Source organism: Mucilaginibacter sp. 3215 (assembly GCF_050433785.1).
In the GTDB taxonomy this organism is placed as follows: domain Bacteria; phylum Bacteroidota; class Bacteroidia; order Sphingobacteriales; family Sphingobacteriaceae; genus Mucilaginibacter.
Map to the genome: position 1 here is coordinate 48,018 of NZ_JBNPWO010000014.1, position 15,111 is coordinate 63,128.

14 protein-coding genes are annotated in these 15,111 nt (G+C 42.1%); 9 read left to right on the forward strand and 5 right to left on the reverse strand.

The annotated features are described in order from the left end of the window. Positions 1-58: 58 nt before the first annotated feature. A complete protein-coding gene (locus ABIC84_RS20095; RefSeq protein WP_426584047.1) occupies positions 59-2,797 on the reverse strand; it encodes a DNA gyrase/topoisomerase IV subunit A in 2,739 nt (912 codons plus the stop codon). Positions 2,798-3,131: 334 nt separating this feature from the next. Here ABIC84_RS20095 and ABIC84_RS20100 point away from each other — a divergent pair, with 334 nt between their 5' ends. Together ABIC84_RS20100 and ABIC84_RS20105 are read left to right on the forward strand one after the other, a co-directional pair. Further along, positions 3,132-3,797: a hypothetical protein gene (locus ABIC84_RS20100; protein ID WP_426584049.1), complete on the forward strand. Its 666-nt coding sequence runs from the start codon at positions 3,132-3,134 to the stop codon at positions 3,795-3,797. Positions 3,798-3,998: 201 nt separating this feature from the next. Continuing rightward, on the forward strand, positions 3,999-5,897 hold the full coding sequence (locus ABIC84_RS20105; protein ID WP_429264699.1) for a DNA topoisomerase IV subunit B: 1,899 nt from the start codon (positions 3,999-4,001) through the stop codon (positions 5,895-5,897). A gap of 215 nt (positions 5,898-6,112) precedes the next feature. On the opposite strand, the gene ABIC84_RS20110 is transcribed toward ABIC84_RS20105, so the two are convergent. Continuing rightward, positions 6,113-6,574: a DUF4019 domain-containing protein gene (locus ABIC84_RS20110; protein WP_176625316.1), complete on the reverse strand. Its 462-nt coding sequence runs from the start codon at positions 6,572-6,574 to the stop codon at positions 6,113-6,115. A gap of 116 nt (positions 6,575-6,690) precedes the next feature. On the opposite strand from ABIC84_RS20110, the gene ABIC84_RS20115 reads away from it, so the two are divergent. Together ABIC84_RS20115 and ABIC84_RS20120 are read left to right on the forward strand one after the other, a co-directional pair. Beyond that, positions 6,691-7,182 carry a cytidine deaminase gene (locus ABIC84_RS20115; protein ID WP_429264700.1) on the forward strand — a complete coding sequence of 164 codons (492 nt, stop codon included), beginning with the start codon at positions 6,691-6,693 and terminating at the stop codon, positions 7,180-7,182. Beyond that, positions 7,182-7,841, forward strand: coding sequence for a GDSL-type esterase/lipase family protein (locus ABIC84_RS20120; RefSeq protein WP_429264701.1), 660 nt, complete (start codon positions 7,182-7,184; stop codon positions 7,839-7,841). Before ABIC84_RS20115 ends, ABIC84_RS20120 begins: the two co-directional genes overlap by 1 nt. A 68-nt stretch (positions 7,842-7,909) precedes the next feature. Here the strand turns inward: ABIC84_RS20120 and ABIC84_RS20125 are convergent, their stop codons facing one another. Continuing rightward, on the reverse strand, positions 7,910-8,338 hold the full coding sequence (locus tag ABIC84_RS20125) for a nuclear transport factor 2 family protein (RefSeq protein ID WP_176625312.1): 429 nt from the start codon (positions 8,336-8,338) through the stop codon (positions 7,910-7,912). 173 nt (positions 8,339-8,511) lie between these two features. On the opposite strand from ABIC84_RS20125, the gene ABIC84_RS20130 reads away from it, so the two are divergent. The 4 genes from ABIC84_RS20130 to ABIC84_RS20145 all read left to right on the forward strand — a co-directional run bounded on the left by ABIC84_RS20130 (position 8,512) and on the right by ABIC84_RS20145 (position 10,689). Continuing rightward, a complete protein-coding gene (locus ABIC84_RS20130) occupies positions 8,512-9,024 on the forward strand; it encodes a YdeI/OmpD-associated family protein (RefSeq protein ID WP_429264702.1) in 513 nt (170 codons plus the stop codon). 48 nt (positions 9,025-9,072) lie between these two features. Further along, complete coding sequence (locus ABIC84_RS20135; RefSeq protein WP_426584059.1) at positions 9,073-9,408, forward strand: winged helix-turn-helix domain-containing protein; 336 nt, start codon at positions 9,073-9,075, stop codon at positions 9,406-9,408. Between the two features lie 170 nt (positions 9,409-9,578). Further along, positions 9,579-10,073, forward strand: coding sequence for a molybdopterin-dependent oxidoreductase (locus tag ABIC84_RS20140; protein ID WP_429264703.1), 495 nt, complete (start codon positions 9,579-9,581; stop codon positions 10,071-10,073). Between the two features lie 166 nt (positions 10,074-10,239). Next, positions 10,240-10,689, forward strand: a complete 450-nt coding sequence (locus tag ABIC84_RS20145; RefSeq protein WP_429264704.1) for a hypothetical protein — start codon at positions 10,240-10,242, stop codon at positions 10,687-10,689. A 122-nt stretch (positions 10,690-10,811) separates the two neighbouring features. On the opposite strand, the gene ABIC84_RS20150 is transcribed toward ABIC84_RS20145, so the two are convergent. Then, a complete protein-coding gene (locus ABIC84_RS20150; RefSeq protein WP_429264705.1) occupies positions 10,812-11,114 on the reverse strand; it encodes a DUF4286 family protein in 303 nt (100 codons plus the stop codon). A 140-nt stretch (positions 11,115-11,254) separates the two neighbouring features. Then, a complete protein-coding gene (locus ABIC84_RS20155; protein ID WP_429264706.1) occupies positions 11,255-13,063 on the reverse strand; it encodes a tetratricopeptide repeat protein in 1,809 nt (602 codons plus the stop codon). A 184-nt stretch (positions 13,064-13,247) separates the two neighbouring features. Between ABIC84_RS20155 and ABIC84_RS20160 the strand changes: the two genes are divergently transcribed. Further along, positions 13,248-15,110 (forward strand): prolyl oligopeptidase family serine peptidase, encoded by a 1,863-nt coding sequence (locus ABIC84_RS20160; RefSeq protein WP_426584067.1) that lies wholly within the window; start codon positions 13,248-13,250, stop codon positions 15,108-15,110. Position 15,111: the final 1 nt, after the last annotated feature.

A 15,111-nucleotide genomic window follows, 5' to 3' on the forward strand; every position in this document is an offset into this window, starting at 1 on the left:
CGGATTGATCTGCAGGTAAATAAAAAAGCCACCGGTTATTGTTGCCGGTGGCTTTGCGTTAAAACAGCCCTAATTGTCCCTGATCATCTATGTCGATATCATCGGGGTTGGTGATTTCAAAATCAATCTTTTTAGGCGGCTTGGGTGGTTCTTCCAATTGTTCAGTTGGTTCATCTGAACTTTCTTTCTGTGATGCTACCGGCTCGTCTTCATTTGAATCCGTTGATGTCAAAGTATCCTCTTCGTTAGTGTTGGTGTCAGCAGCTTCAGTTTCCTGGTTAATGCCGTCACTTATCAGCTCAACCGATTTTATAGGATGTTGGGAAAGACGGTTCCCCATAGCTTTCATGCCTTTAACATCGATAACATCTGCTAAGTTCAGTTCAAGCGTTTCCGCAGTCTGATCCTTGCCTTTCAGGTGCGTCATGTTTATTACCGGCGCGGCATGGCCAAGCAATACCATTTTTGATCCGGCTTCTTCACTGATCAGGCCTACCTGCTTACCAATTGCTATGTTTTCGAAAGAGAAACGTTTAACAAGGTAGTTTTTGGATTTACCTTCGATATGCACGATCGAGAACACTGCCTGCGGATCGTACTTTTCGATCAGTACCATCTTATCATCAAAGTGGTTGTTCAGATCAAAGCTGCTCAATTCGTAAACACCGTTGCTGAGCACGGTAAGAATACGATCGTCGCCATCAAATTCGCCCAGGTATTTACCCCTGCCATCGGCGTTCAGGCGTTTCAGGATATCATCGTACCAGATCTTTCGTCCGGCCAGCGTTGACACCCCCTTGGTTTTCAGGATGATCTTTTTTACCGGATATTTGGTAATGATATTCCCCATCGAACCACGGCCTTTAATAGCTATTGAAGCAAAGTCCTCATCAAACTGCAGTTTTTTAAGTTTTGAATGAGGTTTAAGCTGTACATTCACTACCTCGGCCTCACCGTTAGGGTTAGCAGTAAAATATAATACTTTTGAACCTTTGGTGCCTTTGGTGAGGTCATATTCCTTGTCGCGGGTTACACCCACTACGGAGAATCGTTTGATATAACTGATGCCACTTTCGCCGTCTTTATATATCATATTATAAACGGTGCGTTCGTCATTCTTTTTAAACACGGCAACGTGAATGATGTCCTTACCCACAAAAACCTTGTCCTGTACCTTGGTAATCATGCAACGCCCGTCCCCCCTGAAAACAATGATCTCGTCAATATCTGAGCAATCGCCGACATATTCAACCGAGTCATCTTTCTTCAGGCCAGATCCAATAAAGCCGTCGGCCCTGTTAACATATAGCTTGATATTAGCCAATGCTACCTGTGCAGCTTCAACCTTATCAAAGGTGCGCAATTCAGTTTTACGCTCCCGGCCTTTGCCGTATTTGTCTTTCAGTTTCTGGAACCAGGCAATGGTATACTCAGTGAGATGTTTCAGATCATGTTTAACCTGTTTGATCTCATTTTCCAGTGCCTTCATCTGTTCATCCGCTTTTTTAACGTCAAAGCGGGTGATGCTGCTCATAGGTTTATCTATCAGCTTTTTATAATCTTCGGGCTGAATGGTACGATAAAACTGAGGAAAGAAAGGCTCAAACAAGCGGTTCAGCACTTCAAGCACAACCTCAAAATTGCCCGAGTTTTCGTACTCAGGATTTTTATACATCCCCTCCTGGATAAAGATCTTAAGTAATGAACTGAAGAAGATCTTCTCCATTAAATCTTTCAGCCTGATCTCTAACTCCTGTTTAAGCAAATCTTTGGTGAAAAATGTGCTTTCGGTAAGCATATCGTTCACGCTCATGAAGCGCGGCTTATCATCCTGTATTACGCAGGTGTTTGGTGATATGGATACCTCGCAATCGGTAAAGGCATAAAGAGCGTCGATGGTTACATCGGGCGAGATGCCCGGAGCCAAGTGAATAATGATCTCTACATCCTTAGCCGTATTATCTTCAATCTTTTTGATCTTGATCTTACCTTTATCGTTAGCCGAGATCACGCTGTCAATTAAACTGCCGGTAGTAGTAGTAAATGGTATTTCGGTAATGGCAAGTGTTTTTTTATCGCGCTCAACAATTTTAGCCCTTACCCGTACCTTGCCACCGCGCTGCCCTTCATTGTATAAGGAAGCATCGGCCATGCCACCTGTAGGGAAATCAGGCAGCAGGTTCGGGCGCTCGCCTTTTAATACGGCTATGGAAGCGTCAATCAGTTCAATAAAGTTATGCGGCAATATTTTGGTAGCTAAACCTACCGCAATACCTTCGGCTCCCTGTGCAAGCAGCAAGGGGAACTTTACCGGCAGGGTAATAGGCTCTTTATTACGGCCATCATAGCTGGCCTGCCAAACGGTGGTATCCGGGTTAAAAACAACATCGAGCGCAAATTTTGATAACCGCGCTTCAATATAACGCGGTGCCGCCGCCGAATCGCCGGTTACTGGGTCGCCCCAGTTTCCCTGGCAATCAATCAGCAGGTTTTTTTGACCAATCTGCACCATGGCATCACCAATAGAAGCGTCACCATGGGGGTGATATTTCATAGTGTTACCGATAACATTGGCGGCTTTGTTAAAACGCCCGTCGTCCATTTCCTTCAACGAATGCAGGATGCGGCGTTGTACAGGTTTTAAACCATCGTTGATATGGGGAACAGCCCGGTCGAGAATTACATAGGATGCATAATCAAGAAACCAATTTTCATATAACCCATCGAGTGAGGCAACGGTGTGTAGTTTTTCTTCATTAGGGTTTGGTGTATCGTTTTGATGCAGATCTTCACTCATTATTCAATAAAAACTTTTGGATTGGTAAAGATACGGATTATGTACTGATGTGCAGATGAAGTGAAGTACATTTTAATGTCTTGTTAATATTGATTTATAACAAAATTGTTACGTTTGGATAGACTTGCAACAATTACAAATCACAAGCGTAAAAATTATTAATGCAACAAATAATTGATTGATATTGTCGTTAAAGCATAGCGGTTATTTGGATGCGAGAGGGTGTTGATTAATTAATTTGTTTATATATTTACCTATGGTGCTATACCCGGGTTTTTTCCTGGCTGCCCCTTAAATGAAAACTATTTTGAAGTTAAACCGGCCCTTATTGCTTATGGCTTTATCATTGCTGTGCTTTACAAAAAGCATAGCTCAGATAAGTCCAAGGCCGTTATATGCCCAAAACAACAAGAAACATACAACTGCGAAGGTTAAGCCTGGCTACTCAAAGCTCAAAACAGCAGGTACAGATCAGTTTAAAGAATTTACCAAGCTTTTGGCCCAGGCCAATGTAATTTATACCCCACCCAGGGGGTTTAAAGAGATTCCCGCTCCCAATGATGAGGATTTTTCATTTGATTATGCGTTGCAGTTGCCGGGGCAGGATTTTGAAGTATGGTTCCAGGTAAAATCCCAGAAACAGAATTATACCAGTTATGAGCAGGGGCAATATGATATTGACCGGGAAACCGAAAATCCCGATTCGATATATATAAATATGAGCAGGGCGCACGCCATAGCCTTTACCGGCGAAAGGGATAACTTTATGCGGAGCATACCGGTTAACGTTTTAAATAGATATAAAGCTGATGCCGGTAAGTCATACCTGTTAAATCTGCTCGATTTGCCTGCTACCAAGCATTATAAATACGCGCTACTTATCGCATTACAGCGTAACCATACCGGCACTATTATGGCTGTTTGTTTTACTAATGATAAAGGCCCCGAGTTTTTTAAAAATGTAGACAGGGCAAGTAATTGCTTGAAGTTTAAGCCATAGAGGATGTCAGCATGAGATAAAATTCCCCTATTGATGGGCATTACTATATCAAGAGGGGGATCACACACCCTCTCTTTTTTATAAGGATTCCCAATCCCCCAATGTTAATAAGTTGATATTTGCTCTCCGTTAATTCAGGCGGGAAGTTTTATTTTTGCAGTTAGGCGTATTTTACGCTGTTTAATTTTCTACTTTATATACATGGCAGAACCAGTTAATTATAGTGAAGATAGTATCCGCTCCCTCGATTGGAAGGAGCACATCCGTTTACGCCCGGGTATGTATATTGGTAAACTGGGCGATGGCTCTGCTTATGACGATGGTGTATACGTACTGCTTAAAGAGATCATTGATAACTCGATAGACGAGTTTGTAATGGGATCGGGCCGTACCATTGAAGTGAACATGAGCGACCATAAGGTATCGGTGCGCGATTATGGCCGCGGTATCCCTTTGGGTAAAGTGATCGACTGTGTATCCAAAATAAATACAGGCGGTAAATACGATAGCAAGGCCTTTCAAAAATCGGTAGGTTTAAATGGGGTAGGTACCAAAGCGGTTAACGCGCTTTCCAACTCATTTACAGTACAATCATACCGCGACGGCCGCACCAAACTGGCCGAGTTTGCCAAAGGTGAACTGATTCGTGATGAGAGCGAAAAAGATACCACCCAGCGTAATGGTACCGCTATCAATTTTATACCCGACGACACCATTTTCAGGCATTACCGGTTTATCCCGGAGTTTGTAGAAAGTATGATCTGGAACTACGTGTTCCTGAATGCAGGTCTTACCATCAACTTTAACAATCAAAAGTATTTTTCGGAGCGCGGCCTTTATGACCTGCTCACCCGCAATACCGATGCTGAAACCTTACGCTATCCGATTATCCACCTTAAAGGCGAGGACATTGAGATAGCCATGACCCACGGCCAGCAATACGGAGAAGAATATTACTCATTTGTTAACGGTCAAAATACTACCCAGGGCGGTACGCACCAGGCCGCCTTCCGCGAGGCGGTAGTAAAAACCGTGCGCGAGTTTTATAAAAAAGAGTTTGATGCATCAGACATCAGAGCTTCAATTGTTGCCGCTATCGCCATAAAGGTGCAGGAGCCGGTTTTTGAATCGCAAACCAAAACTAAGTTGGGCTCGCAAAATATTGGTCCGGAAGGGCCGTCTGTGCGCGGCTTTATTAACGATTTTGTTAAAAAGGAACTTGATAATTATCTGCATAAAAACACAGAAGCGGCTGATGGCTTGCTAAAAAGAATCCTGCAATCAGAAAGGGAGCGTAAGGATATTGCAGGTATAAAAAAACTGGCCAACGAGCGTGCAAAAAAAGCATCATTGCATAACCGCAAACTGCGCGATTGCAAAGTACATTTTGACGATACACACGAACGTAAACAGGATACCACGTTGTTCATTACCGAGGGTGATTCGGCCAGTGGATCGATCACCAAATCGCGCGATGTGATGACCCAGGCTGTGTTTAGCCTGAAAGGTAAGCCGCTCAACTGTTTTGGTTTAACCAAAAAAGTGGTGTACGAAAACGAAGAATTTAACCTGCTGCAACACGCTTTAAATATCGAAGACGGCCTTGATGCTTTACGTTACAATAATATTGTGATAGCTACAGATGCCGATGTGGATGGAATGCACATTCGCCTGTTGTTAATGACCTTTTTCCTGCAGTTTTTTCCCGACCTGGTGAAGGCCGGTCACGTTTCGATTCTGCAAACGCCGTTATTCCGTGTGCGTAATAAAAAGGAAACCATTTATTGCTACAGCGATGAGGAACGCCGCAACGCGATTGCCAAATTGGGCAACAAACCCGAGATCACGCGCTTTAAAGGTTTAGGTGAAATTTCGCCCGATGAATTTGGTTTGTTTATTGGTAAAGATATGCGCCTCGACCCGGTAATATTAAGGGATGCCAACGTAAAGGCGCTCCTCGAATATTTTATGGGCAAAAATACTCCAGCCCGTCAAATGCATATCGTTAATAACCTGCGGGTTGAAAAGGATGATGAAACTATCAACCCAACAATAGCTAAAGAAACTGAAGCTGAGGAAGAGTTGCCAGTGGCTGTATAAACCTTGATTTGCCTGATTAGGGGATTTTCCTGAGTTGTGTAACTTAAGAAAATCCCCTAATTTGTTTCAAGCCAGTGGTCAGTGTTTTCACCATACCGCACGATGTGGGATACGATTGCAATAATTGAAATAGCCGTAAAGTGGTGCGGTGATAACATATACCACTAGCTCAATTTTTTGTAATGCCCTAATTTTTTGTTTTGATTATGTGCTTTTTATTTAAAGAAGCCGTCGGAGTTGATATTATAGGCGAGGATTTTAATCGAACCATCTTTTTCTTTTACAAGCCTGATCGATTCAACCGCTTTATATTTGCTGTGTTTGGTGTTGTATGCAAAAACATATTCTGCAGATGGGTTAGTCCCCACAACCCTGCGTGTTTCCCATTTGTTTACCGTTGTTGAGTCAAGGTCGCCAAGTTTGTTTTCTGTTGCGGTGTATAACTCAAGTAATTTATCCTTGGTTGTAACCGCCCAAAACTGATTACTGTAAAGCTTAAAGGTGTCGTTGTACTTTTTAGCTTTTATAAGCTCAAAAAGTTTATTCGTTACTTTTTCACCGTCCTTTTTATCCTCTTCCCTGTTTATATAAGTATTGTTAAAGCTGCATCCATTTAAAGTAATGACAGTTGTAAATAAAATTAAGCAGCGAAATTTAAGTGATTTAATAAATTGCATGAGCGTGAGTGAGTTTAGATAATGGAATAAATGTAAATAAATCTTTTCAAAATTTTAATCCTGTTAAAATTTGCTTATCTTGTTTCCCCCGATTTTTCAACAAGGGTTGATAATATATGATAAGTCACGAAATTAAAATAGCCTTTGACGAATATGAGTCGCTGGCCGATCTTGATAAAGCCGACAGGCAGCTGTGCCTTGAAGCACAGAAAGCGTTAAAGAATTCCCATTCTCCATATTCCAAATTCCGTGTTGGGGCTGCACTTCGTTTGCAAAGCGGTAAAATTATTTACGGCAGTAACCAGGAAAATGTAGCCTATCCATCGGGTTTATGTGCCGAGCGGGTGGCATTGTTTAACTGGGGAGCCAATCACCCTAATGATCCTATCGAGGCTATGGCGGTAACTGCACACTCAGATGATTTTCCTATTGTAAAACCAATTACCTCATGCGGATCCTGTTTACAGGTATTAGCTGAATGCGAAAAGCAGCAAAATCAATCAATAAAAATTATATTGCATGCCGAAGATGGACCGGTTTGGATCATCAAAGGCATTGAAAACCAATTGCCGTTTTTATTTTTTGAAGAACGCATAGCTACCCCATAATGAAACTAAAATTGTTTTTACTCTTCATCGGCCTCGCACTTAGCGCCGGTGTATTGGCCCAGCAGGGTTTCCCGTTTGATAATGAGATCAGGGCATTTAAACACCAGGATAGCCTGAGCTTTCCAAAACCAGGTGGTATTTTATTTATCGGCAGTTCATCTATCCGTAAGTGGACAGATCTCGAGCAGCGGTATGCCGGTATGCCTATTATAAGGAGGGGAGTAGGCGGTTGCGAATTATGGCAGATAGCAAATTATTACACGCCTTACATCCTGCTCCCATACAAGCCACGCAAAATTTTTGTTTATGCCGGCGAAAACGATATAGCGGCAGGTAAATCGGCCCAGGCGGTTGCCGCTTCATTTGCAAAGCTGTGGGAACTAATCCATCAGAAATTGCCGGGTGCCGAAGTGTATTTCATGTCGATTAAACCGAGCCCGGTGCGCGCTAAATATTATGATGTGGTTTATGCCGCGAATGAGCTGGTGAAAAGCTATCTGAAAGGTAAACCAAAAAGTTATTATGTCGACCTGGTTCCGGCTATTTACAAGCCGGGTACTACAGCCCCTGATTCAAGTTTGTTTAATAACGATTACCTGCACCTTAATAGCAAAGGTTATGATAAATGGCAAAAGGTACTTGATCCGCTGGTGAAATAAAATAAAAAAGGCCCCGCACCAACGGGGCCTTTACCTACTTACATATTAAACACTAAACTAAAACTTACTTATTTAAAAACGCTGTACACGTTTGTGATTTTCCAGCCGCTGCCGGTGTTGGTAACGGTTACATAGTTGCTACGGGTAAAAGTGCTGTATTTCATATCAACTTTTACTACGGCCAGGTCGTTGTTGCTTTCAACAATTGAGGTGCTGGTAACGCAGTCCTGCTCAGTATTTTTATTGGCTTTTAATAAGTCAACTACTTCGTTTTTGGTAAAACTTAATACTTTAGTACCGCGTAACATGCTGAATTTTGCCGATTGATCTACCACTTCGTTAAAGCCTTGTATTTTGCCGCGGGTCATGGCATCTATATAAGTGTTGATGGCGTAGTTTTTGGTTAAATTGTCGCCTTCTATTTTATCTGTTGCTTTTGCAGCAGTGCCTATTACTAATAAGGCTAAGCCAAGCATGATTGATTTTAAAGTTTTCATATTGTTGTTGTTTTTTAGGTTTTTAACTTTTAAATTGTTTTTATACTCATAAGACATCGGTACCATGCATTACGTTACAGCCGATACAACTAAATATGACGATTTAACAAACATTTAACATTTTCGCATATTTTTTAGGCATGATGGTAACAATATGCCGTTGAATAATACTTATGGTTGATTTTAATACTATTATATTACAGTTTGCCGAACAGGGTGAAAAAACAGGGTGGACATACATTGAGATTCCCGCCGATATAGCGCAGGAAATGAAGCCCGGCAATAAAAAGTCATTTCGTGTAAAAGGTAAACTGGATGAGTTTGAGGTGCGCGGTATGGCCCTGATGCCTATGGGCGAAGGGAATTTTATCATGGCTTTGCGAAAAGAGATCTGTAAAGCTATCCATAAACATCGCGGGGCCACGCTCCGGGTACGCCTTGAACCCGATGATGATTTTAAATACATTGTTCCGGATGATCTGCTGGAGTGTTTTGAATATGAACCTGAAGGCGGCGAGTTTTTCAATAGCCTGACCGGAAGCCACCGGGGATATTTTATAAAATGGATTGAGAGCGCTAAAACGGAAGTTACCCGAGCTAACCGTATAGCACAAACCGTTAACGCCATGGTGCGCCGCATGGATTATGGCCAAATGCTACGCGCTCAAAAAAAAGCAAGGGAGTAACATGAGTTATGTGCCAACATTGATAAATTTGGTGATTAACAATTATTAATGGAAATCCCTTCATTTAAACTTAACGGCCGCATCTGGATAGAAATAGCCGAGGAAAAAGTACTTGGCCATGGCCGGGTTGAGTTACTTGAGCGGATCCATGCCTCGGGCTCCATCAGGCAGGCCGCGCTGCAAATGAAAATGTCATACAAGCAGGCCTGGGATTTAGTTAACCACATGAACGATGGTTTTAAACAGCCGCTGGTAATTTCAAAAAGAGGTGGAAAGGGTGGTGGAGTAGCCTTGCTTACACCATTTGGGCTGGAAATTATCGGGGAGTTTAAAGATTTGCAGCAAAAATTCTTTCAATTTTTAGAAAGGAATAGTAAAAAGTAAAGGTTTTTTCTGGGTTTAGTATTGAAAATTAAAAAACAGTATTCGTGGTGGATTGATTTATCGATCCTATTCTGCATTTTTGCGTTGTGTTTTTTAAAATATAACGAAACCGCCATATGAGATAAGCATTCTGCAGATCTACATCAATCAACAAAAAACTAACATCAACCATGAAAAAATATGCCCTTGTATTGCTTTTACTGATTGCCGGTTTAGCAACCCATGCCCAAACCGTAACCAAAGAGTCAGTAGTAAAAGTAACCGGAGAAGTAACAAATCCACTAACCATTGGCCCTGCCGAGTTGCAGCAATACAAGCAAACCACAGTTACCCGTAAGGACAAGGACGGAAAAGCCCACATCTATTCGGGCGTAATTGTATCCGAAATACTGACTAAAGCAGGTGTTACCCTAGGCGCCGACTTACATGGTAAAAACCTTGTCAAATATCTTTTAGTTGAAGCCAGTGACGGTTACCAGGTACTTTTTGCCCTTGCCGAACTGGACAAAGGTTTTACCGACCGCGTGATCATTCTTGCTGATAAAATCGATGGTCAGCCCTTAGCCCCGGCTGATGGGCCGTTCCGAATCATTGTTCAGGATGAAAAGAAATCTGCGCGTTGTATAAAGCAGGTTACTGAGATGAAGGTGATGTTTGCGAAGTAGGATAGGTATATTTAATTTGAAATGCTATCTTAGAAGCTGTTTAAAGACATCATTGCGAGGTACGAAGCAATCGCGAACTATACAGGGCGGACCTGCTAATCGGGGATTGCTTCGTACCTCGTAATGACGCTTTTTTATTTAAATAGCTTATTAATTTAAACCTTTCATGATTCCATATAGCCAGGCTGTAGAGCAACTCGAAGAAGAGAAACCTAAAATATACACCCTTAACTCAATTAGGGTAGCAACATTTATATTCGGGCCATTAGCCGCGGGGTATTTGGTATCTCAGAACTACAAAGCGTTTAACCAGAAAGATAAATCAACCACAACCTGGATAATTGCCGTTGTCGCATTGATCGCAATCATTGGCCTGGCTGTTATTACTTCAAATACAGAGCGGTTTCCAAGATTTATATTTCCATTGGCTTATGCCTGGGGGACTTTCCTGCTTGTACAAAAGTTTCAGGGCGAACAAATGAAGGAACATTTTGCAACTGGAGGTAAAACTTTTACTATATGGCGTGCATTGCTTGCCGGGCTAATTTGTTTAGCTGTTACACTGGCAGTAATATTTTTGATCCTTTTAATGATACCCGGTGCTCTTGAAGAATAAAACTCGCCATAGGACGGTCAGCACCAGAGGTGCAAAAGGTTTGTAGAAAACAAATAACCAAATTGTTAATGTGTGCCAGAGGTACACAACCTCTACGCCTTGCATTCTCTGGCACAATTAGTTTATTCCACCTCTTCCATCAGGGTATTGAACATCACAAATTTTTCGTTAAATTTTTCCTGGTGGGTAGCCTGAAATTTGTGCAGGTGGTTCATGTAAAACTGCTGAAAATGCTCAATGTTATCAGCATTGTATTGAATACAGTAGGTAACTCCTTCGTTAGGCGAATCAATAACAGTCAGGATGCGGTACGAGCTGAAATGTCCGGTAGCCATGATAGCCGGGATATGGATGGTTTTGATATAGTTAAGCCATTCGTCATGAATGGTTTCGTCAATTATTATGGTGTCGTTGTATACAATCATGTTGTAAAATTAGTTATTTAAGTTGATTGGGTGAATGGTTGATTTAGTGAGTAGTTGATTAGGTGACTGGTTGGCATACTCAGAACAGCAGCAATTTAGACAACCACTCGCCATTTAACCTAATCAACCACTTACCAACTTTAAGACGCATCCGGTTTATCGCCTCTTAAGAGCCTGAAGCGTTTACGGGCTTCGTTGATCCAGAGGCTGCCGGGATAATCGGTTATAATTTTCTGGTAATAGGTTTTGGCGATGGTTTTATCGTTCAACCTGTTTTCGTAAATATCGCCCAACATAAATACGGCATCATCGGCCCAAAGATCGGCGGGGTGCTCTTCAACAATTTTCTTTAATAAAGGTACCGCTCCGGCATAATCCTTCTGCTGGATCAGGATGCGAGATTTTGACATCATGATATCATCATCTAAAGCATTGTTCGGGAACTTTTTGCCAATACTGTCTAATATCATTACTGCCTTTTCGGGATTTTGAGCAAAAATCTGCAAATCAGCCCGGGCGTACACTTTAAGCGCCGCCCCGCTGCTATCGGCAGCAAGATTATCCTGGATCAGCAGCAATAGGTTAAGTGCATCATTTGCTATTAATTGCGATGTAGCAACTTTCAGCACATCCAACTGTCCCTTTGCCCAGGTGAAATCTCCGGTATAATAAGCCATTTTCGCGTTTCTGAATAAGGCATCCTGCCCGATGGCAGTAGCGGGGAAATCTTTCTCAACCTGGCTGTAAAGCAGCGTGGCTTCCCAGGGTTGGTTGTTAAGCAGGTAAATATCGCCTAAATCAAGCTTGCAATCGGCTAACAGGTTTGGCCTGATATCATTTAGCCTGGTAGCTTCTTCCAGCAGTTTTTGGGCGTCCTTAAGTTTGTGAAGCTTAAAGGCTTGCAGGTTGGCCAGCTTTTGCATGGCAAATGCGGTACTGCTGTTACGGCCAAATTCGGTGAGCAGGTCGTTATAATCCTTTTCAAGTCCAAGCAAATCTTCGGGCAGGTATTTGCCCGATGTTACTTTCAGGTTTTTGGTGTTGATCAACTCAATCTTTGAGGGGATGTATAGGGAGGTTGTTTTCCCTTTACTGATAATGTATTCATATCCGCGGATGGCTTCGTCATAAGCCTCATTGGCAATGAAGGTACGGCAGAGATCATAGATGCTGTTACCATCGTCATTTTGTCTGCGGCTCAGGGCCAATGCCTGGTTAAGGGCCAGATCAAATTCCTTTTGCTGCAGGTACTGCCAGGTAAGCAGATCGGCATAAATGGTTTGCTGCGGATCTTTCTGAATGCGTCTCAGTAAAGCTGTTTTAAGCATATCATAATCAGCGCTACCCTCGTATACATTTGAAAAAGCATTCTCGGCCTGGTTTATGAAGTTGGGGTTTTGAGGTAAAAAGTTCAGGTATTCATCGGTTAATGATATTTTGTCGCGCTTAAAACGGTAAAGGTTAATAAGCTCATAAGTAAACATGTTATCATTTTTGAGCAATTTCCGTCCTTGCTGAAAAATTTTGATCGCATAATCAATATTAGCGCTTTGGTAAAACTGGGATGCCAGGGCAGTTATTTCACCCTGATCGGCAGGGAGGCTTTTGATCAGGTCATCATAAATAGCGTCAGCTTTGGCCATATTGCCCTCCTGCGTGTAAATGTTGCCCAGCATTATAGCATACTGGTGGTCATCAGGATGGCGGCGGATCAGTTTTTTGGTGATGCTTTCGGCTTCATCAAATTTTTTAAGGTTGAGCAGTGTATTTACGTATACGCTATAGTAATTCTCGTTGTTTTGCTTGTATAACTTTTGATAAATTTCAAGTGCTTTTTGCGGTTCGCCATTTGCATTATATTGCTTGGCCAGCAGCAGTTCATTGTCCTGTGCAAGCAGCCTGCTGCTAAAGCAAAAAGCAAGAATAATAACAATATATAAAGCCCTCATTTGTTCAAAAATAATCAATTAATAGGATTGCTTAAGCCAGTTTGCCATATTATTTATATAACGGTATATAAGGGTAAAATTGTAGTGACATCTTGATAACATCGAACTTATTTATCTAATTTGAGTACGTGAATAAAATGGGGTATTTGTAGCTATGTTGAGCCGGGTCAGATTTTTTCTTATTGTGAGTTGCATTATTGTCTTCTTTTCCTGCAACAGGAGTAAAGTAAGGCAAATACCCATTATTGACTTTTTTAAGACACCCGAAAGGAGCTTTTACCGAATTTCGCCCGATGGCAAATATGTTTCATACCTTAAGCCATTTAAAGATAAGCAAAACATATTTATACAGTCATTAGCTGATGGTAAGGAACGGATGGTTACTCAATTTGAGGACTATTCAATCAGAGGTGATTATTTCTGGACGTACAATAACCAGCTTGTTTTTTCGCAGGATCTTATCGCTACCGATTCGGTTAAGATGTATGCCTTTGATGTGGCTGCTAATAAAAGCCGCACTATATTATCGCTTGGTAATGTGAGGATAGGGCTGGTTAACCGCAACCGTCAGCAGCCGGATGTCATCACTATTAAAACCAATGAGCGTGATCCGGGTAACTTTGATGTTTACCGCCTCAACGTAAAAACCGGCGAAATGAAGACTTACCTGCTTAACCCGGGTAATATTACTGAGTGGTTTGCAGATGCCGACGGCAGGATCCGGCTGGAAAGGGCATCAGACGGGGTTAACGAAACCATCTTATTTCGCCCCGATGAGGATAAGCCTTTTAAGCCTATTATTGAAAATAATTTTAAGAATGCAGTAAGGCCTATAGCATTTACAGGTATTAAAAATTATTTCTATGCGCTATCAAACGTAAACCGCGACAAGACGGCCCTGGTTGAGATCAATGCGGAGAATGGTAAGGAAGAAAGGACAATTTTTAGTTGCAGCAAAGCGGATATTACCGGCTTTGAGTATTCGAAAAATAAACACCGGATAGAATTTACCGGCTGGGACGAATCAATGCCGCGTAAGCACTTCCTTGCTCCTGATGTTGAGCAGATGTACCAAACCATTCAGCAACAGCTTAAGGGTAATGAGATCAGGGTGGTTGACCGCGACAGCTCTGAGAATAAATTTATCCTCAACACTTATACCGACCGTAATCCCGGTTCATACTATCTTTTTGAAAAAAACAGTGGCAAGTTAACCAAGCTAAGCGATCTTAACTCAAGCCTCGTTCCGGCAGAGTTATGTGCCATGAAACCTATATCGTATCGTGCACGTGACGGCTTGTTGATAAATGGTTATTTAACCCTGCCCAGGGGCGATAAAAGCGAAAATTATCCGGTGGTAGTTATGCCGCACGATGGGCCATGGGGGCGCGACACCTGGGGATATGACGACCAGGTGCAGTTTTTGGCCAATCGTGGGTATGCCGTGTTCCAGGTTAACTACCGGGGATCAACAGGTTATGGTAAAGCTTTTCGCAGTGCGGGATATAAACAGGTAGGCGGCAAAATTCAGGATGATATTACCGATGGGGTACACTGGCTTATCGATACCAAAGTTGCAAACCCTAAAAAGATTGCCATTTTTGGCGGTCGTTTTGGGGGCTTTTCGGCGCTTTACGGCGTGTCATTCCATCCTGAACTATACAGTTGTGCTGTAGTACAATATGGGCTTATTAACTTTTTTACCTATATTAAAGATGCACCACCATTTGTTAAGCCTTATTTAAAAATGACCTACGAAATGGTTGGCAATCCCGAAACAGATGCCGACCAGTTAAGAGCGATATCGCCGGTTTTTCATACCGATAAAATTAAGGTTCCGTTAATTATATTTCAAGGTGCCAAAGATCAGCGGGCCAATATCAGTGAGCTTAACCAGTTTGTGCGTGAGTTGCGCAAACGGAACGTAGATGTAAAATATTTTTTAAAACCCAATGAACGTGCATATTTCAGGAGCGAACATAACCGTATGGAGATGTATGCCGAAATAGAGAAGTTTTTGGATAAGAATATGCGGGTTAAACCATAAT